Origin of the sequence: Cellulomonas sp. NS3 (genome assembly GCF_024757985.1) — a bacterium.
Taxonomy (GTDB): domain Bacteria; phylum Actinomycetota; class Actinomycetes; order Actinomycetales; family Cellulomonadaceae; genus Cellulomonas_A.
This window is the reverse complement of the sequence record NZ_CP103289.1, coordinates 37,520-55,850: the sequence shown is the minus strand read 5'-3', so window position 1 is coordinate 55,850 and position 18,331 is coordinate 37,520. Positions and strand designations below refer to the sequence as shown.

General features: G+C 71.6%; 18 protein-coding genes. 13 read left to right on the top strand and 5 right to left on the bottom strand.

The features are described 5' to 3' along the window. Positions 1-32 precede the first annotated feature (32 nt). The gene (locus NXY84_RS00250; protein WP_258725149.1) at positions 33-1,547 is read right to left on the bottom strand and encodes an alpha-N-arabinofuranosidase; all 1,515 of its coding nucleotides are present in this window, start codon (positions 1,545-1,547) and stop codon (positions 33-35) included. Between the two features lie 328 nt (positions 1,548-1,875). Here NXY84_RS00250 and NXY84_RS00245 point away from each other — a divergent pair, with 328 nt between their 5' ends. From NXY84_RS00245 to NXY84_RS00230, 4 genes are all read left to right on the top strand, one after another. Further along, positions 1,876-4,626, top strand: a complete 2,751-nt coding sequence (locus NXY84_RS00245; protein WP_258725148.1) for a glycoside hydrolase family 9 protein — start codon at positions 1,876-1,878, stop codon at positions 4,624-4,626. Between the two features lie 272 nt (positions 4,627-4,898). Beyond that, positions 4,899-5,501, top strand: coding sequence for a VanZ family protein (locus NXY84_RS00240; protein ID WP_258725147.1), 603 nt, complete (start codon positions 4,899-4,901; stop codon positions 5,499-5,501). Continuing rightward, positions 5,498-5,992, top strand: coding sequence for a GNAT family N-acetyltransferase (locus NXY84_RS00235; RefSeq protein ID WP_258725146.1), 495 nt, complete (start codon positions 5,498-5,500; stop codon positions 5,990-5,992). The genes NXY84_RS00240 and NXY84_RS00235 overlap by 4 nt, the downstream gene beginning before the upstream one ends. A gap of 160 nt (positions 5,993-6,152) precedes the next feature. Next, on the top strand, positions 6,153-7,088 hold the full coding sequence (locus tag NXY84_RS00230) for a hypothetical protein (protein WP_258725145.1): 936 nt from the start codon (positions 6,153-6,155) through the stop codon (positions 7,086-7,088). A gap of 139 nt (positions 7,089-7,227) precedes the next feature. On the opposite strand, the gene NXY84_RS00225 is transcribed toward NXY84_RS00230, so the two are convergent. Beyond that, positions 7,228-8,418, bottom strand: coding sequence for a sensor histidine kinase (locus tag NXY84_RS00225; RefSeq protein WP_258725144.1), 1,191 nt, complete (start codon positions 8,416-8,418; stop codon positions 7,228-7,230). 94 nt (positions 8,419-8,512) lie between these two features. Beyond that, positions 8,513-9,181: a response regulator transcription factor gene (locus NXY84_RS00220; protein WP_258725143.1), complete on the bottom strand. Its 669-nt coding sequence runs from the start codon at positions 9,179-9,181 to the stop codon at positions 8,513-8,515. A 115-nt stretch (positions 9,182-9,296) separates the two neighbouring features. Between NXY84_RS00220 and NXY84_RS00215 the strand changes: the two genes are divergently transcribed. Together NXY84_RS00215 and NXY84_RS00210 are read left to right on the top strand one after the other, a co-directional pair. After that, positions 9,297-9,938: a M15 family metallopeptidase gene (locus NXY84_RS00215; protein ID WP_258725142.1), complete on the top strand. Its 642-nt coding sequence runs from the start codon at positions 9,297-9,299 to the stop codon at positions 9,936-9,938. 78 nt (positions 9,939-10,016) lie between these two features. Continuing rightward, the gene (locus NXY84_RS00210; protein ID WP_258725141.1) at positions 10,017-10,259 is read left to right on the top strand and encodes a hypothetical protein; all 243 of its coding nucleotides are present in this window, start codon (positions 10,017-10,019) and stop codon (positions 10,257-10,259) included. 135 nt (positions 10,260-10,394) lie between these two features. Here NXY84_RS00210 and NXY84_RS00205 read toward each other — a convergent pair whose 3' ends face one another. Next, positions 10,395-10,793, bottom strand: coding sequence for a GlcG/HbpS family heme-binding protein (locus NXY84_RS00205; RefSeq protein ID WP_258725140.1), 399 nt, complete (start codon positions 10,791-10,793; stop codon positions 10,395-10,397). A 295-nt stretch (positions 10,794-11,088) separates the two neighbouring features. On the opposite strand from NXY84_RS00205, the gene NXY84_RS00200 reads away from it, so the two are divergent. From NXY84_RS00200 to NXY84_RS00190, 3 genes are all read left to right on the top strand, one after another. Then, entirely contained in the window at positions 11,089-11,232 is a 144-nt protein-coding gene (locus NXY84_RS00200; RefSeq protein WP_258725139.1) for a hypothetical protein, read from the top strand. A gap of 5 nt (positions 11,233-11,237) precedes the next feature. Then, positions 11,238-11,600, top strand: coding sequence for a hypothetical protein (locus NXY84_RS00195; RefSeq protein ID WP_258725138.1), 363 nt, complete (start codon positions 11,238-11,240; stop codon positions 11,598-11,600). A 367-nt stretch (positions 11,601-11,967) separates the two neighbouring features. After that, positions 11,968-13,131 (top strand): hypothetical protein, encoded by a 1,164-nt coding sequence (locus NXY84_RS00190; RefSeq protein WP_258725137.1) that lies wholly within the window; start codon positions 11,968-11,970, stop codon positions 13,129-13,131. Positions 13,132-13,613: 482 nt separating this feature from the next. Here NXY84_RS00190 and NXY84_RS00185 read toward each other — a convergent pair whose 3' ends face one another. Continuing rightward, positions 13,614-13,904, bottom strand: a complete 291-nt coding sequence (locus tag NXY84_RS00185) for a hypothetical protein (protein ID WP_258725136.1) — start codon at positions 13,902-13,904, stop codon at positions 13,614-13,616. 312 nt (positions 13,905-14,216) lie between these two features. Between NXY84_RS00185 and NXY84_RS00180 the strand changes: the two genes are divergently transcribed. From NXY84_RS00180 to NXY84_RS00165, 4 genes are all read left to right on the top strand, one after another. Then, positions 14,217-15,200, top strand: a complete 984-nt coding sequence (locus NXY84_RS00180; RefSeq protein ID WP_258725135.1) for a hypothetical protein — start codon at positions 14,217-14,219, stop codon at positions 15,198-15,200. Between the two features lie 136 nt (positions 15,201-15,336). Then, complete coding sequence (locus NXY84_RS00175) at positions 15,337-16,149, top strand: TIGR04255 family protein (RefSeq protein WP_258725134.1); 813 nt, start codon at positions 15,337-15,339, stop codon at positions 16,147-16,149. After that, positions 16,146-16,787 (top strand): hypothetical protein, encoded by a 642-nt coding sequence (locus NXY84_RS00170; protein WP_258725133.1) that lies wholly within the window; start codon positions 16,146-16,148, stop codon positions 16,785-16,787. Before NXY84_RS00175 ends, NXY84_RS00170 begins: the two co-directional genes overlap by 4 nt. A 65-nt stretch (positions 16,788-16,852) precedes the next feature. Next, complete coding sequence (locus NXY84_RS00165; RefSeq protein WP_258725132.1) at positions 16,853-17,503, top strand: hypothetical protein; 651 nt, start codon at positions 16,853-16,855, stop codon at positions 17,501-17,503. Positions 17,504-18,331: the final 828 nt, after the last annotated feature.

The window sequence follows — 18,331 nt, the reverse complement described above, 5'->3', positions numbered from 1 at the left end:
ACGTCGCCCAGGGGCAGCCGAGCGGCCACCGGTCAGCCGAGCTGCAGCAGGAACATGTTCCAGCTGGCGGGTGCGAGCTCGGCGGTCAGGACGCCGTCGTCGACCTTGACGCCGCCATGCGCGCGGGGAACGACGCGGTCGGGGTCCGACTCGGTGTTCGCGGCGGTGAGGTCGTCGTCGGCGAGGACGAGGGCCTCGGCCAGCGCGGCGTCACCGAAGGCGCGCAGGCTCGTGCTGAGGGACACCGGCTCGGACGGGTGCCGGTTGACGACGAAGAGCGCGACGCGGCCCTCCTCGGCGTCGTAGGTCGCGACCGAGTCGAGCACCGGGACCTCGCCGTACGTCGCCGTGGTCATCGTCGGGGCGTCCAGGCGCAGGTCGAGCACCGTGCCGCGCGCGTGCCGGGCGGTCTGGGCGAACGGGTGGAAGATCGACTGCCGCCACGCCGGCCCACCGGGCTCGGTGCGGATCGACGAGATCGTGTTGACGAGCTGGGCCTGCGAGGCGGCCGTCACGCGGTCGGCGTGGCGCAGCAGCGTGATCAGGAGCGACCCGACCACGACCGCGTCGAGGACCGTGTAGGCCTCCTCGCTGGTCCGCGGGGCCTCGGTCCACTCCTCCGGGAGCCCGCCCTGGCCGCTCTGCAGCTCGCGCAGGTACCAGACGTTCCACTCGTCGAACGAGATGTTGATGCGCTTGTCGGAGGAGAGCTTGGCCCCGATGTGGTCCGCCGTGGCCACGACCTGGTGGATGAACCGGTCCATGTCCGCGGAGCACGCCAGGAAGCTCGCGTGGTCCCCGTCGAGCAGCTGGTAGTAGGCGTGCGCGGAGACGTAGTCGACGACCTCGTAGGTGTGCTCCAGCACGGTCGCCTCCCAGGCGCCGAACGTCGGCATCGCCCGGCTCGAGGACCCGCAGGCGACCAGCTCCAGGTCCTTGTCGAACTGCCGCATGGCGAGCGCGGTCCGCGCGGCGAGCCGCCCGTACTCCTCGGCCGTCATGTGGCCGAGCTGCCAGGGCCCGTCCATCTCGTTGCCCAGGCACCACATGCGGATGTCGTGCGGCTCCTGCGCGCCGTGCTCGATCCGCAGGTCCGACAGCGCGGTGCCCGCCGGGTAGTTCGCGTACTCGAGGAGCTCGATGGCCTCCTGCAGGCCGCGGGTGCCCAGGTTCATCGCCATCATCGGCTCGACGCCGGCGACCTTGGTCCACCGCATGAACTCGTTGAGCCCGAACGCGTTCGTCTCGATGGTCCGCCACGCCGGGTCCAGCCGCGTCGGGCGCTTCTCGGCCGGGCCGACCCCGTCCTCCCACTTGTACCCCGACACGAAGTTGCCGCCCGGGTACCGCACGGTGGTGACCCCGAGCTCGCGGACGAGGTCCAGCACGTCCCCGCGGAAGCCGTCCTCGTCGGCGGTGGGGTGCCCCGGCTCGTAGATGCCGGTGTAGACGCACCGCCCCATGTGCTCGACGAAGGACCCGAAGATCCGGCGGCTGACCGGGGCGACCACAAAGGCCGGGTCGATGGACACACGTGCTCGCTGCATTGCGGAAGCCTTCCCCCGACGGATTTACGACGTTGTAAACCGTCGCCCGGCGAGGTCCCTGCTGTCAAGCGGGCGCGGTCCGCACGCGGCGCGCTGGTGCAGGACGAGCCCCTGATCCGCGACCGGTACGAGGGCGCCGCCCTGGCGAGCGAGCTCCCACCGCCGCCCACCGCCTCCCCTAATCGATTCCGCATCCGCAGCACCGGAGTCGGCCCCGGACCGCAGCCCTAGCGTGGAACGAGCGCTCCCGCGACGACCGTCCCAACGCCGGGCCGGTGCCGTGCGTGGTGACCGCACCACCACGTCGTCGGCCCAGCAGAGGACTGCCATGTCACCGCTCCCCCACCGCCGCGCGCTGCACCGGGGCCGGGTCGCCGTCCTCGCGGTCGCCGCCGCGCTGGCCGTCTCCGGCGTCGTCGCGCCGCAGGTCGCCGCCGCCGCGCCCGACCCGGGCTCGCCGGTCAAGGTCAACCAGGTCGCGTACGTGCCCGGTGTCGCCAAGGTCGCGACGCTGGTCAGCTCGTCGACGTCCCCGGTCCCGTGGACGCTGCGGAACGTCGCCGGCGCGGTCGTCGCCGAGGGCCAGTCGACCGTGCGGGGCGCCGACGCGCTGTCCGGCGACCGGACCCACCACATCGACTTCTCGGCGTTCGACACGGCGGGCTCGGGCTACGTGCTGTCCGCGGGCGGGTCGAGCAGCCTGCCGTTCGACATCTCCGCCGACCCGGTCAAGAAGCTGCGGTACGACGCGCTCGCGTTCTTCTACCACCAGCGCAGCGGCATCGCGATCGAGTCGCAGTACGTCGGGAGCACGTACGCGCGCGCGGCCGGGCACCTCGGTGTCGCGCCGAACCAGGGCGACACGAGCGTCCCGTGCCGGCAGTCGTGCGGGTACAGCCTGGACGTGCGCGGCGGCTGGTACGACGCCGGTGACCAGGGCAAGTACGTCGTCAACGGCGGCATCGCGACGTGGCAGCTGCAGAACGCGTACGAGCGGACGCTCCACGTGGCGGGCGCGGACCGGTCGGCGCTGGCCGACGGCACGCTGGCGATCCCCGAGCGCGCGAACGGCGCCCCCGACGTGCTCGACGAGGCGCGCTGGGAGGTCGAGTTCCTGCTCCGCATGCAGGTGCCGGCCGGCCGCACCGACGCCGGGATGGTGCACCACAAGATCCACGACGAGAGCTGGACGGGCATCCCGACGATCCCCGCGCAGGACAGCCAGCGCCGGCTCCTCTCGCCGGTGAGCACGGCGGCGACGCTCAACCTGGCCGCGGTCGCGGCGCAGGCCTCGCGCCTGTGGAAGACGCTCGACCCGGCGTTCTCGGCGAAGGCCCTGACGGCGGCGCAGACCGCGTACGCGGCGGCCAAGGCCAACCCGAACCGGCTCGCGTCGAGCACCGACGGCACGGGCGGCGGCGCGTACAGCGACGCCTCGGTGACCGACGAGCTCTACTGGGCCGCCGCCGAGCTCTACGCGACGACGGGCTCGGACACCTACCGCGCCGACGTCACGGGCTCGTCGCTGTACCGGGGCGGCAGCTTCGCGCAGCGCGGGTACGACTGGGGCTGGACCGGCGGGCTCGGCGACACGACGCTCGCCCTCGTCCCGACCGGGCTCCCGGCCGCCGACGTCGCGGCCACCCGCGCCGCGATCGTCGCGTTCGCCGACGCCGCCCTGACCCGTGCGAACGCCCAGGCGTATCCGGCGCCGAACAACGCGGGGTCGGTCTACCACTGGGGCTCGAACGGCCAGGTCGCCAACAACGCGAACGCCCTCGCGCTCGCGTTCGACTTCACCGGCCAGGCCAAGTACCGCACCGGCGTCTACGCCGCGCTCGACTACGTCCAGGGCCGCAACCCGCTCAACGTGTCCTACATCGCGGGCTACGGCGAGAAGGCCGTGCAGAACCTGCACCACCGGTTCTGGGCGAAGCAGGCGGACGCGTCGCTGCCGATCGCGCCGCCCGGGTCGTTCTCCGGCGGACCCAACAGCGAGCTGCAGGACCCGATCGCCGCCGCCCAGCTCGCCGGCTGCGCGGCCCAGAAGTGCTTCGTCGACCACATCGAGGCGTACTCGGTCAACGAGGTCGCGATCAACTGGAACTCGGCGCTGGCCTGGCTCGCGAGCTGGGCGGCCGAGCACGTGGGCACCGCACCCGCGGTCGACACGACGCCGCCGACGGTCCCGGGCACGCCGACGGCGAGCGCAATCACGGACACCTCCGTCACGCTCACCTGGACCCCGTCGACCGACCCCGAGAGCGGCGTCTCCGGCTACGAGGTCGTGCGCGTCGCCGGGGACTCGCTCGAGATCATGGCGTCGACGACCGCGACCTCCGTCACGGTGACGCGCCTGGCCGCCGACACCGCGCACACGTTCGTCGTCCGGGCCCGCAACAACGCCCGGCTGTACGCGGACTCGCAGCCGATCACCGTGCGGACGACGGGCGGTGTCATCCCGGTCGACACGCCGCCGACGACACCCGGCGCCCCCGTGGCCTCGGCCGTGACGCAGACGGGCGCGACGCTCACGTGGACGCCGTCGAGCGACGACACGGGCGTCACCGGGTACGACGTGCTGCGCGTCCAGGGCGGAACCCAGACGGTGGTGGCGACGTCGACCACCCCGTCGGTCGCGCTCACCGGGCTGACGGCGGACACCGACCACACGTTCGCCGTGCGGGCGAAGGACACCGCGGGCCAGCTCTCGCCCTCGTCGCCGAGCGTCGCGTTCCACACCCTCCCCGCGGTCACCACGCCGCCCGGCGGCTGCAAGGTCACGTACTCCGCGAACTCGTGGGGCAGCGGGTTCACCGGCTCGGTCACGCTGACCAACACCGGGTCGACGCCGTGGACGTCGTGGAATCTCGCGTTCACGTTCCCCGGCGACCAGAAGGTCACGCAGGGGTGGAGCGCGGTCTACAGCCAGACCGGCCCCGCGGTGACCGTGAGGAACGCGGCGTGGAACGGGTCCGTGCCGGCGGGCGGGTCGACGACCTTCGGGTTCAACGGCTCGTACAGCGGCACCAACGCGGCGCCGACGGGGTTCACGGTGAACGGGGCGGCCTGCGGCTGAGGCACTGCGGCACGACGACGGCCGCCGGTCCCCCGACCGGCGGCCGTCGGTGCGTCCGACCTCCGACACGTCCGGCCGGCCTCGTGTGTGCTCGGCGTGTCCGGCAGTTCTCGCGGGCTGTGCCCGGGCACGCGCCGGCGTGCGCACAGGATCCCCTCCGGCCCTTCGGCAACGCTGCACCGCACGCGGGAGCGCGCGCCCTAGGGTCGTCGCGGCCGGGTGGGTCGGCCGCCGCGCGGCCCGCCGCCGGGCGCGACGAGAGGGAGGCCGACGTGCAGCAGTACCTCCACGTGTTCGGCGGCCTGATCGCGGTCCTCGCCCTGGTCGCCGGCGCGTGCGGCGTCGCCCTCGCGCTCCTGGGCGCCCGCGCGGTGCGGGCCGGAGGCACCTGGTCGTCGTACCTCGCCCGCGTCGGCCCCCGGGTCGCCTTCGCGGTGCTCTGCCTCGGCACCGCGTTCGCCACGCTGACGCCGGCCGGCACCCGCGACGGCCGCGCGATCGACCTCGTCCCGCTGCGGACCGCCCTGGCCGCGGGGATGACCACGACGACCCCCACGCAGATCGCCGGGAACCTGGCGCTGCTGTTCTGGCTCGGGCTCCTGCTCCCGGCGGTCTCGTCGCGCCGCTGGTCCGTGCTGCGGATCACGGCGGTCGTCGCGGCGACGTCCGCGGTGATCGAGGCCGCGCAGTACGTGCTCGGGCTCGGCCGGGTCTCGGCGGTCGACGACGTGCTGCTCAACACCCTCGGCGGCGGGGTCGCGGCCGTCCTCGGCGTGCACCTGCTCGCGCCGCGGGTCCGGCGGCACCGCACGGCCGCGAGCGCGTCGGAGATGCCTTCCCTCGCTCCCTCGGACCGACGCATCCTGGACGCGTGAACCTCGACGCCGACCTGCTGCTGCGCCGGGGACGGCTCGACGACCTGATCGCGCTGGCTCCCCTGTCCGGCTCGGCGGACCGCGCGCACGCCCGGCTCCGGGCTGCGGGGACGGGCGACGAGGCCCTGCTCGTGGCCGAGCACGACCGCCGGGTCGTGGCCGCCGTGAGCGTGCGCTGGCAGCACGACTGCGACCCACCGCACCCCTGGCTGTACGGCCTGCACGTGAGCGCGGACGTCCGGCGCCACGGGTTCGGCACCCTGCTGCTCGCGGCCGCGGAGACGGTCGCGAGCCTGCGCGGCGTCGGGGCGATGAGCCTCGACGTGGACCGCGACGAGACCGGGCACGTCGCCTTCTACGAGCGCCGCGGCTACGTGAAGGTCGGGCCGCATGAGCACCACTGGCGGTCCGTGAGCGCGACGACGGGAGAGGTCGTCGCGGAGGGCGCCGCCGACACGTGGATCCTGCGTCACCGCCTCGGGTCCCCCTGACGGCACCACGCCACGCGGCCGTGCGGGGCACGCGGCGCGGCAGCGGAGCCGGTCGACGCTCCGGAGACGCCTCGCGCAGCACGCACCCGCGACGCACACTGGACCGGACGTCGAGTCGAAGCCGGGGGGCTTGGCCGGGTCGTCACGCCGGGGGGCCACCATGACCATCTCCATCCGCCACGCCGTGCTCGCCGGGCTCGCCTCGGTCGCGCTCGTCCTCGCCGGTGCGGTACCGGCGGCGGCGGTCGTCGAACGCCCGACGTTCCTGTGCAGCGCCCTGCTCGCCGGGCAGGGCAGCGGGTACGTCACCGGGCGCGTCGAGGGGGACCTCGTGGTCGACGCCTCGTGCGCGGTGGGGAGCGCGACCGTCACGGGTGACGTGCTGTTCGACGGCGCGTACTTCCTGGGCATCTACTCCTCGACGATCGAGGGCGACGTGCGGCCGGCCGAGGGGCGTGACGTCGGGCGGGTCGAGGCGTACGGCTCGGTGTTCGGGGGCGACCTGACCCTCGGCCCCGTCGCGCGCGTGGGGGGCGCGAGCATCGGGGGCGACCTCGTGCTGCGGGCGACGCCCGACGTGCCCCAACGGCCCGCCGAGTTCTGGGAGGCCTACATCGACGACGCGGTCGTCGACGGGTCGGTCCGCGGCTCGACGCGAGCCCTCACCCTCGAGCGCGTCGAGGTCGCCGGCAGCTACGACGTGGCGGCGACGGGAATCGCGCGGCTGCGCCGGACGACCGTGGACGGCGACGTGGCGGCGCGCGGGGACAGCCGGGTCGTGGTGCACGACGCGGTCGTCGGCGGCTCGTTCACCGCGGACGGCACCCAGGACCTCCTGCTGTGCCGCGGCGAGGTCGGCGGCGACCTGACGGTCCGGGGCGTGCGCGTCTGGAGCCGGGTCGGCGAGGAGGGCACCCTGCTGTGCCGCTCGCGGGTGGGCGGGTCGCTGCACGTCGTCGACAACCCGTCGACGGTGGTCGTCGGGTCGGTCCGTGTGGCCGGGGACCTGCTGTGCAGCGGCAACACGGGCAGCCGGGTCGTCGTGCAGCGCCCGGTCCTGGTGGTCGAAGGGACCCGCACCGGGCAGTGCGCGTAGGGCTCGCCGCAGCGGGCGCGGCAGGTGCCGGTGCGGTGTCGGGGACGGCGCGGTGCGGGTGCCGCGTCGGGCGTCCTCGGTGCGGCTGTCGGGAGCAAGCGGTGTAACGCGTCGGCGGTGGCGACACCACCGACGCTCCTCATACCGGGTGCGCGGCCTCCCAGGTCACCGTCGCCCGCACGCCGCCCTCCGGCCTCGGGACGAGGTCGAGTGAGCCTGCGTGCACGGCGACGATCCGCGCGGTCAGCGGCAACCCCAGGCCGTGCGACCGCGTCGCCCCGTCGCCGCCGCCCGACGCCCCGGCGTTCCCGCCGACGACGTCCACCCGACGCGTGAACGGCTCGAGCGCGAGCCGGAGCTGCCGCGCGTCGACGTGCGCGCCGTCGTTCTCGACGCAGAACCGCACGTGACGAGCGGCGCCGACATCGGCCGCACCGTCGCCGCTCCCCTCGCCACCGTGGAGCGTCACCTCGACCCGACCACCGTCCGGACGGTTGTGCCGGACGGCGTTGCGCAGCAGGTTGTCGACGGCGCGGAGCAGCAGCGTCTCGTCGCCGAGCACCGTCGCGGGGTCGATCCGGGCCGTCACCGTGACGCCGCGGCTGCGCGCCTCGGGCGCCAGGTCCTCGACGGCGTCGGCCACGAGGACGTCGAGGTCGACGGGCCGGTGCACCACGGCTCCCTGGTCGAGCGCCGCGAGGTCGAGCAGCGCGGTGACCAGGTCCGTCGCGCGCTGCGTCGTCTCGTCGAGGCGCTGCAGCAGCACGGGCAGGTCGACCTCGTAGGGGTCCTCGCGCGCGACGTCGACCATCGCCCGCATCACCGCGAGAGGCGTGCGCAGCTCGTGCGACGCGTTCGCCGCGAACCGCCGCTGCGCGTGCAGGTCGCGCTCGAGCCGGTCGAGCATCGAGTCGAACGTGTCGGCCAGGTCGGTGAACTCGTCGCGCCGGGACCCCTGCGACCCGACGCGCCGGGTCAGGTCGCCGTCGGCCGCGGCCCGCGCCGCGGCGTTGAGGTGCTGCAGCGGCGTCAGCACCCGCCCGGCCAGCCACCACCCGCCGACCGACCCGACCACCGCGAGGACCGCGAGCGCGAGCGCGCACGCCTGGACCACGGCGTCGAGGATCTCGCCGCGCGACGCGATCGGGCTGCCGAGGTCCCTCGGGTTCGCCGCGGTGAGCGGGTAGTTGGGCACGAACCGCAGGACGGCCCAGATGCACACGGACATCACCAGGCCGGCGACCAGCAGGAACGCGACGTAGCTGACCGTGAGCCGCAGCCGCGCGCTCGTGCGCAGGCCGGCCCGGGCGCCGTCGGGGCGTGTGGTCATGACGCCCCCAGGACGCAGGTCGTGCGGCATCCCACGCGGGCGCCGGTCGCTTCCGCGGCGCGCGCGTCGTCCGGCACGCCGCCGGCTCGCGTGGTCACGACTCCCCCGGCTCGCCGACGCGGTACCCGACGCCCGGCACGGTGTGGATGACCCACGGCTCGCCGAGCCGCTTGCGCAGGTCCGAGATGGTGATGCGGACGGCGTTGGTGAACGGGTCCGCGTTCTCGTCCCACGCCCGAGCGAGCAGCTCCTCGGCGCTGACGACTCCCCCACCCGCGCCCACGAGCACCTCCAGCACCGCGAACTGCTTGCGGCTCAGCCGCACGTACTGCCCGGCGCGGAACACCTCGCGCCGGAACGCGTCGAGCCGCAGCCCGGCGAGCTCGACGACGGGCGGCCCCGCCGCCGGACGCCGGCCGAGCGCGCGCACCCGCAGCACGAGCTCCTGCATCGCGAACGGCTTGGTCAGGTAGTCGTCGGCCCCGAGCCCGAACCCGCGCGACTTGTCGTCGAGCGTCCCCGCAGCCGTCAGCAGGAGCACGCGCGTGCCGAGCCCGGCGGCGACCACCTGCCGGCACACCTCGTCGCCGTGCACGCCCGGCAGGTCCCGGTCGAGGACCACGACGTCGTACGCCGTGTGCGAGAACCGTTCGAGCGCCTGCTCGCCGTCGTCCGCGAGGTCCGCGGCGATCGCGTCCCGCCGCAGCGCCGTCTGGACGGCCTCCGCGAGGTACCGCTCGTCCTCGACGACCAGAACGCGCACCGCGACCTCCGGTCACCTCGACGACGGACCCGGCGAGTCTAGGCAGCGGCGCATATGGAGAACGTCTGCGATTTCACCGACGCCCTCACAACACCCCGGCGCGTGGGCTGGGCGTATGACCACTCGATCCCCGCACCCGCCCGCCCCGCCACGACCCCGCCCGACGCGCCCCCCACGCCGGACCGTCCCGGCCCGCGCCGCCGTCCTCGCGCTCGTCGCCGTCGCCGTCCTGGTCAGCGCCGCGGCTGCCCTTCCGAGCGTGCTCGCCCTCGTCTCGGGCGGCCCCGCCCCGACGCCGCGCCAGCTCGCCGCCGACGTGCTGCACTCCTCCGACGAGGCCCGCCTCCGCGAGACGAAGATCGACCCGTTCGACGACACCCACCCGGCCATCGCCGGCCTCGACTCGGACCTGCGAGCGGCCGTGCAGGCGGTCGCCCGCGACGCGCACGACCGCGGCGTCGACCTCTGGGTCACCTCCGGTCTCCGCACCGCGGCCATGCAGCAGGACCTGCTCGACGACGCCGTCCGCAAGTACGGCTCGCTCGCCGAGGCGCGCCGGTTCGTCGCGACACCCGAGGGGTCGAGTCACGTCACCGGCCAGGCGGTCGACATCGGCCCCACGGACGGCGCCGACTGGGTGGTGCGGCACGGCGCGCAGTACGGGCTGTGCCAGACGTACGCGAACGAGATGTGGCACTTCGAGCTCGCGACGACGCCCGGCGGGGAGTGCCCGGAGCAGCTGCCGGACGCGGGGTGAGGGGTGGGCATCGTGATCCGGTGCTCGTGGTCCCTGTGGGGGTCTCCACCTACCGGGTGGGCGCTAGGGTCTCGCGCCATGGAGGAGCCCGAGCAGCACGTCGTCCTGTGCATGAGGGCCGACCTGCCTCAGCCGACCACATCTGCGCGGGCGATCCTCGCGGACTGCGGCTGCCTGGTGTGGGCCGCTCCCGCGACCCTGGCGTTCCTGGACACGGACCCCGAGATCGTCGCGATCTGCGGACTCTGCCTGGCCCAGACCGGCGTGGAGGTCGATGAGCTGCGCGTCGTCCCGAGGGCCCCGGACGAGCGTCAGCCCTAGCGGCCGAGCCGGTCCTGGGGTGCCCGCTTCCCCAGCGTCGAGGGTGACGCACCAGGAGGACCTGCCCGGCGCTCCGGTCTGTGTCGAGCTCTCTCACAGGGCGAAGCCTCTGTCGCCGCCACAGGTCGCGACACGCTAGAGCGCCGCTGCTGCCGCCGTCGCGACGTCGTGGTCGTCCTCCACCGTGCTCCCGCTGACCCCCACGGCCCCGATCACCTGACCGTCCACCTCCAGCGGCAGCCCACCGGGGAAGGTGATCAGGCCACCGTTGGACACCTCGATGTTGAACAACGGCCCCCCGGGCTGCGACAGCTCCCCGAGGGAGCCGGTGGGCATGTCGAAGTAGCGCGACGTGCGCGCCTTCCTGATCGCGATGTCGATGCTCCCGAGCCACGCGCCGTCCATGCGGGCGAAGGCCTTGAGGTTGCCTCCGGCGTCGACCACGGCGACGTTCATGGCCAGACCCCGGGACGCGGACTCCGCGAGCCCTGCCTGGACGACTGCCTGCGCCTGCTCGAGAGTGATGTCGCTCATCGGGTCCTTCTTCCGTGTCGGACGGCCGCGAGGTGCGGCCGTCGGATGCTGCTGGTTGCTGCTCCTTCGAGCGGCAGAGGACCGGCCGCGGAAGGCCCTTGTCGGCGGAGTCGAGCACGTCGTCGCAGGCGCCGCTGAGTGCGCGGGGTCGACCACGATCGCGGTGGTGCTCACTCTTCTCCTTCGGACGGGCGAGTGCGCGCGGGACGGGACGCCCACGCCCTCTACAGAGCCTTGACACGAGGTGACCGCGAGCGGAGTCTCGCTCTCACGGTCCTTCCGCAGGGGGCGCGCGATGCGGCGCAAGCACATGGTGGTCGCTGCTCTCGTGGCAGCGTGCGAGCAGGAGCACCTCGACCACCTGAGAGCCACGACGGGGGTCGCCGTCGACGCGCAGACCCTGCAGGAGCTCGTCGCCGGCCTCGACCGGAGAGGGTGAGGACCATGGACGGCAGGTCGCGCATCTCGGTGGGACTCCGGCTGACCGCCGCAGTCGCCACCATCGCCGTGGCCATCGTCATCGCCGCGGTGTCGTGGGAGGACTCCGGGGCGTTCGCGCTGGTGCTGGCCGGCGTGCCCATGCTCGCTGTGGCGCCCTTGCTGCGTCCGCACCTGCGCCCCCGGACGGCGGCCATCGCGACCTGGGCGGCTGCCGGCATCGTGCTCGCGTGGGCGGTCCTGACCGGCCTCGGGACGGGGGCGTACTTCGCGGCACCGGGCGTGCTGCTGCTGGTGGCGGCCATCGCGAGCCTGGCGCGTGCGCCGGCGCCGGGGGCCACGGCCAGCACCACGCCGTCGGTGCGCTGAGCACCCGCCGCCTCACGGAGCGCGCGCGGCGCTCGCCCGCTCGCGGTCACCAGCCGGGGCCTGCCCGCCTCGACCCTCGCCGGGCGCGCCGCGCCGGGCGTGGGCCAAGGGGTGCGCATGGGCATGGGCGACCGTGGCGACGCCGAGCTCGGACGCGACCGACAGCCGCTCCCGTAGCAGACCGGTCGGTGGGCGCCGTCCGACCCGTCGAAAGTGCACCGTCCCCGGCCCATCGGGCAGCGTGCGGCACCCCGCGGCAGGCCGGCGCCGAAGTCGGCCTACCGTGGCCGGAACACGCACGCCGGACCATCGGCACCAGCCGTCCGGGCGCCGTAGGCCGACGGTGACGACCGCGTCGGGAGGCAACGTGCGCACACCGTCGGATCGGCCCGCCGAGCAGCTCCCGCCGTTCCCCCGGCCGCGCGAGGCACCGCGCGGCGCTCCGCTCCTGCGCCTGCAGCGGTCGGCGGGCAACGCTGCGGTCGCGGGCGCGATCCGTCAGCGCTCCCCCGACCAGCTCCTCACGCTCCAGCGCGACCTCGGCACGCTCGCCGGGCCCACCAGCCTGACCGGGGCGGCCGCGATCATCCCGTTCGCCACGTTCGTCGCCGACGTCGAGGCCGTCGAGCGCGCGAACCCGACCGACAGCCCCCAGGACGTGCTGACCCGCATCCGCGTCCGGTGGTACAGCGGCATGGCGTTCGAGCAGCTGATCCCGCGCGCGCACGCGTCCGACGTCGTCCCGAACCTCTCGCCGGGGGGTGCGGGCTTCTCCGTGGTGCCGCGCAACCTCGGTGCCGTCGCCCCCGACGCGCAGGCGCGCCTGACCGCCCACGCCGACGAGAACGGCGTCGGCGACAACCCGTCGCCCTACCTCGGGCTGCCGAACGGTGAGCAGATCGACGCAGGGCACCTCTTCCTGACGCTCGACGCGCTCGCCCATCCCACGACAGCGGCGCCCTACAGCTCCTTCGGCGTCCCCAACATCGACCCGGCGTCGTGGGCGGCCGACGTCGGCATCGCCTCCGTCTGGCTCACGAAGGCCGAGGAGGGCAACCCGGACTCGCGCGCGCCGAGCAACCCGGTGCCGCCGAGCGCCGACGACTACTGGCGCATGTCGGCCCCCGAGCAGGACCTGCTGGGCGACGTCGACGGCTTCGCACTCCAGGACCAGTGGTCGACGCAGCCGACGCAGACGCTCTCGGCAGCCCTGCGCGCCTACTACGGCGGCGCACCCTCCGGTGTAACGGGGGTCAGCCGACGGTTCCGCGCCTTCTGCGCCGCCAACGGGCTCACGTACCAGCAGAGCGGGACGTCCGTGACGTGGGACGCCGCCTGGCGGGCACCGACGATCGCCCGCATCGACCGGTTCAACGACCTGTACGGCGCGGGCACGTCCGGCGCCGCGTTCGGGTCGGTCTTCGGTCCGTCGCACCGCACGTGGCCCCACACGCCCGCGATGCTGGACCGGTTCCTCGCGTGGCTCAAGCCGCGGCTCGAGGCCGAGCTGCGCGCCGCCGCCGTGCCGTGACGGCGTGCAGGCTCTCGCTGCGGACCTGAATCAAAGTCAGCGGCACGCCCTACAACGCCAAACTCCCGGCCAGAGACCCTGACCGGGGGTTTCAGTACTACGAGGGCAATCCCTCTCGGGAGACACCCACCTGTGGGTGGTTCCCGAAACCCGCTGACCTCAGGCGACACAGGACCCCCCGCGGGCCCAGGCACACCTGCGAGCGTCGTCCCGGCACACCCTTGATCACTCGCTCAGAGAGCGATCAGCTGGCAGCGTCCACTGACTTTCCCGTGCGTGAGCTCCTCGCAGCTGACCCCGTCGATCACGGGGATGTGCCGGTCCTGTCTCTCGAGTCACCTGCTCGATCAGCTTCGCCTCACCTTCTCCCTGTGCCGGGAGCGGCCGTTCAGCTGACCGATCCGCATCACCCGTATGCACCAGGCATGCCTCACTCCGGGCCCAGCCGCCGCTCCTTGCACGAACGAGGCGGCTTGGTACTCCTACCGGTCGGAGACCTCCCAGAGCTCGAGCACGACCTCGTAGTCGTCGCCGAGGTCGGTCTGAAGCGCGCGCTGGAGGCGCACTGCTTCCTGAGCGTGCGCGTCAGCACGCTGCGGGTCGTCCCAACCGTGCTGGTAGTCGTAGTGCTCGTTGAATGCCCGCGCCCATGCCTTGAGCTCGCCGGCAAGGTGCCCGGTGACCGGCAGGGCACCTTCCTCAGCCGGCCCACCGGGGAGCCAGAGCGGCCACTCGATGGTGTACTCGTTCATCAGACGGACGCGGATCGTCACTGTCAGCACCCTCCACCGGGGATCGAGGTGATCACCCCCACAACGCCAAAACTCCCGGCCAGAGAACCCTGACCGGGAGTTTCAGTACTACCAAGGCAGTTCTTTCGGGAACCACCCACCTGTGGGTGGTTCCCGAAACTCACTGGCCTCGCTCGACGCTCTACCTGACGCTGGCTCCGGCACACCTCTGTGACGGGGCCAGGCACACCACGATCTCGATGGACGTTCGGTGCTCCACGATGGTGGTGTGTCCCTCACGAGCTCGTCGCTGCGGCGGCCTCGCCCACGCGATCAAGAGACGAGCAGTCGACCGTGCCCTTGCCTCACACGTACCGGATCACCCAGTACGACCCACGAGACCGCGACCCGTCCGGCGCATATATCGGTGAGGTCGACAACGTCAGCGACGAGGGACCGCTCGAGGCCGCGTACCTCGACGCCGTCGAGGCCTTCGCTCGCGAGGTCGGAGTCACTCGCCTGGCCGTCCGCGACCCCAGCGTTTCTCACAGCCCGGAAGACACCCCGTACAGCCCGGACGACGTCCTGGTCCAGATCTTCGGTCCCGGCCTCGTGGGCCTGTACGACGGCGCGACGATCGACATCGCCGCAGCGCGGGAGATCGTGCGCGGCATGCTCCGCGGCGACGGGAAGCGCGTCTGGTGCCTGCTCGAGGCGGAGGGCCAGATGGCCGTGAGCGTCGGCTGGGACGTCTACATGTTCATCGCCACCGATCGTCCGTGCCCTGCAGCCGTCGCGGCGACGGCCGCAGACAGCCTCTTCCCCGAGGACTGGAAGGTCTCACCGCACACCCGCGACGACGCCGAGCTCGAGCGGTGGCGCACGCAGCACACACCGATCGACGACGCCTTCTGGGCACGCATCGACGAGCTCGTCCGGCTGCACGGCGGGGTCCTCGTGGAGGAGCGTGCCGCGTGGACCCGCTGGCACCGGGTGACCGCAGAAGGCGCCCGACCGGCGCTGCGCCCACGCTGCCTGGTGTGGGTGTGGCCCGACCTGACGACGGATAAGGCCGCGGTGATGCCCCACCTCGACACGGAAGACCCGGACGACGTCGAGGGCACGGTCGTCTGGCAATCACCCGACGGCCGCCTGCACGACGACTGCTTGTCAGCGGAGGAGCTGCCGCGCATCCGTGCAACTCTCGACGCGGCGACGCGGGTGTGGTGGCGTTCGGACTACGCCGACGGGTTCGCTCCTCTGATCGAAGCCGTGAACCCCGACGACGACGGCGTCATCCGAGGACGCTGGGAACCACTCGAGTCGCTGGGGACCTGAGATCGTCCACTTCGTCCCATGCGGCACTACCGCAACTGGCAGAAGGGTGAGAGTTCCATGAGAAGCCTAGGCGAGAGTCTCGCTCCGTGGTTACAGTGCGAGTATCACTCCCTGTTACAGAGGTCGGGTCCCGCGCATGTACCTCGGCCGTGAGGTCTTCCCAAGTGCTCCTCTGGCGATCGTTACCGCCGAGATGCGGTTCGGCTATGAGCCTCGTCTCAAGGACGACCCAGTCCGGGATCGCTTCGCCGAGGCAGTCCGCGAAGCGTTCCCTGTGCTGTCCATCGAGCAAGCGGTCACCTTCACAATGTCGAGCGTCGGTGGACCGGAAGCGACGACCATCCCACAGGTGCGAGCCACGACAACCGATCGGCAGGCGACCGTCACCCTCAACGCGACGTCGCTCAGTCTCGCCATGTCTGGCAACACCTATGTCGAGTTTGCGAGTAGCTTTGCGCCTCTAATGGCCATCTGCGTCAAGGCGCTCCATCAGGCGGCAGGCAACGTACCGCTTCAGCGATTGGGGTTGCGGTACATCGATGAAGTCCGACCGCCCACGGCACCGCCGGACGGAGACTGGTCGATGTGGGTGAGGCGGGATCTCTTGGGCGCGACGGGGGCACTTGAGGCCGAGGTCTCGGGTCATAGGTCGTCCACCACGTTCCGCAGCGGTCCGGGGAGGACTATCACCTTCAATGCGGGGCAGTTTGATGGCGGGACGGTTATTGACGCCGCACTCCCGTTTGCTCCGGCAGAGATTGAACAAGGACCGGTCTTCATAATCGACGTTGATAGCGCATGGGAGCCCGGCGAGCACACGCCGCTTGACCCAGACTCTCTAGAACAGGTGCTCGCAGAACTTCACGAGCCGGTGGGCGGCATATTCCAGTGGTCCATCACAGAAGCATCGCGGGAGTTGTTTAGGCAACCCAAGGGGGAAACCAGATGAGCAGTCTCGTTCTTACGAGCCCGAACGCAATACGTGAGGCAACTAGCACGCCGGGGACCAGCTGGGACAGCATCGATATGTCCTGGCAGGATTTGGATGTCGCCATGCGTAAGACTCGGCACGCACACCGGCGGCTTGGCAATCAACTAGCCAGCGATCATCACAGCCTTTACGAATCGGCGTACGAAATGGAGTTTCGCGCTACGAATCGCATGTCGGTTCCCGAGATCCTCGACGAGATCGCGGCGACATTCGGGCTGCCATGGGTGGACCTGTCTCGAATCGTTGCCGTTTCGGTCCCAGGTATCCGTAAGTGGCGTCACGCGGGCGGCGTCACTGCCGAGAACCGTTCCTCCATCGCTCGAGTCCTCGCTTTCATGCGCGTCCTACGTGTTCGCCTTGCGATCCCGGAACCAGCCGCGTGGATGAACATTCGGCTTGTCGACGGCTACACTGTCACGATTCGCCATCTGCTCTCCGCCGCCAACGTGAGCACACTGCTCGATTTCGCCGCCGGGAATATTCGCGCCGAGGATCTGCTGGACGGAATCGATCCAGAATGGCGCGCCCGTTGGGTGTCAGCTGACGAAGTCGTGGTCTTCGACGACGGGATGCCAGCTATCGTTCGTCGTTCATAACGATGGAGCCGGCTCGACTCGAGGACCTCCCGCACGTCGAAGATCTCTACGACTATCGGGGGGCTGTGCCCAATTGGCTCCCCTATCAGCAGGGCGACGTCTTCGACGGCGTGGAGCTTCCAAATCTCACCTCGGGGCCCGTGATGGTTTTTATGCACCCATGTAGCATGCGCCAGAAGACTGGAATGCGGGAGCGCCTCACGGTGCTTCAGGTTCGCACGGAGTCGCCACGGAAGCTCCTCGACGATCCGGAACGTTGGCGCAATCGCAACAAGGTGATGCCATTGCCCGGCCTGCGCAGCGATACCTCAACTCACGTCGCGGATTTCATGGAGATCGCCACCGTCCAGGTGTCCGAACTACCGCGAACCGCACGCATCGCACAGCTTTCCACCGGAGGTCGCTTGCATTTGCAGCATCGGCTCGTATTTCATCTCACTAGACACGCGCCGAAGATTGATGATCTCGAGGTCGCCACATCGGGCGTCGAGCTAGAGGCGCTACAGCAAGCGGACTGGGTAGAGATGGCCTGCGGCTCCCAAGACGACGCGCCACTCGAGGTGGTTGAGAGCCACGAGCTGGAGTATCAGACCTTCCTTGACGCACCAGAATATGCGCCCTCACTGCGAGAGATGCTGTACAGCCCGCGCGCCCCAGAGGCGGTTCGAATGATTCAGCGAACGATCGCCGGCATGCGGGAGACCCCGACTTCTTAGAGGAAGTCCGACTGCCACCACCTCGGTTCTACAGGCCACTGGTTGGTGACGGACGATACATGTCGCTCCCAACCGTGGGCGGCGCGGCCGTGCAGCATCTCGAGGGATCAGGGCAGCTGAGCTCTGGCCGCCCACGGTGCGGGCCAGACCATGTTGTGGCTCCCAAGTTTCCGATACTCACCGCCCCACGTGCGGCGCGTCGCCGACAGAATCTCCGCCGGCGGCGCTAGCGTGCAAGCACGGCCCCGTACCGCGGTGCGGCAAGCCGAGTCACTTCTCGGGCGATCTCGCCTGTGGCGCCGAGCGACAACTTCATCGATCCACCGTACTCCTGACGGTCTGACCAGCCGTGCGACGCCTCACAAGAGGCTCAGAGCTACATCGCACAGCGGCCAATCGAGACAGGAGGTGGGAGAGATGAAGGAGCCAGGCAGCTCGATCCACGTACCCCCGGCGCGCGCCGGCCGACCTTCGTCGCGCCCTCGGGACCTGAAGCCCCACGAGCTGGTGCGGGTGGAGATCCGCATGCCCGCGGCCGTGGCAGGGCCGCTGTTCGCCCGCGCCCAAGCCACGCACCGTCCCGTCAGCGCTCTCGCCTCTGACCTTCTGGCGGCCGCCCTCGCCGAGGACGCCGGAAACGCCATGGGCTGACCCGCTCGGCGCAGGGCGCCGACCCTCTGACATGCGAAAGGCCGGGACAGCCATCCCGGCCCGATCGCCTTCACAGCGGTTCCCGCCGCTGCTCGAAAGAGAACCCCGCGTCGTGAGGAGCTTTCGTGCGCCCATCTTCAGATTCCAGAACTACTCCCGTCAACCGACACGCCGCCG

What these genes read in the sequence shown, in the direction of transcription:
- NXY84_RS00250 (WP_258725149.1), bottom strand. Translation starts at nt 1,547, where the DNA reads ATGCAGCGAGCACGTGTGTCCATCGACCCGGCCTTTGTGGTCGCCCCG.
- NXY84_RS00245 (WP_258725148.1), top strand. Translation starts at nt 1,876, where the DNA reads ATGTCACCGCTCCCCCACCGCCGCGCGCTGCACCGGGGCCGGGTCGCC.
- NXY84_RS00230 (WP_258725145.1), top strand. Translation starts at nt 6,153, where the DNA reads ATGACCATCTCCATCCGCCACGCCGTGCTCGCCGGGCTCGCCTCGGTC.
- NXY84_RS00225 (WP_258725144.1), bottom strand. Translation starts at nt 8,418, where the DNA reads ATGACCACACGCCCCGACGGCGCCCGGGCCGGCCTGCGCACGAGCGCG.
- NXY84_RS00215 (WP_258725142.1), top strand. Translation starts at nt 9,297, where the DNA reads ATGACCACTCGATCCCCGCACCCGCCCGCCCCGCCACGACCCCGCCCG.
- NXY84_RS00210 (WP_258725141.1), top strand. Translation starts at nt 10,017, where the DNA reads ATGGAGGAGCCCGAGCAGCACGTCGTCCTGTGCATGAGGGCCGACCTG.
- NXY84_RS00205 (WP_258725140.1), bottom strand. Translation starts at nt 10,793, where the DNA reads ATGAGCGACATCACTCTCGAGCAGGCGCAGGCAGTCGTCCAGGCAGGG.
- NXY84_RS00200 (WP_258725139.1), top strand. Translation starts at nt 11,089, where the DNA reads ATGCGGCGCAAGCACATGGTGGTCGCTGCTCTCGTGGCAGCGTGCGAG.
- NXY84_RS00195 (WP_258725138.1), top strand. Translation starts at nt 11,238, where the DNA reads ATGGACGGCAGGTCGCGCATCTCGGTGGGACTCCGGCTGACCGCCGCA.
- NXY84_RS00175 (WP_258725134.1), top strand. Translation starts at nt 15,337, where the DNA reads ATGTACCTCGGCCGTGAGGTCTTCCCAAGTGCTCCTCTGGCGATCGTT.
- NXY84_RS00170 (WP_258725133.1), top strand. Translation starts at nt 16,146, where the DNA reads ATGAGCAGTCTCGTTCTTACGAGCCCGAACGCAATACGTGAGGCAACT.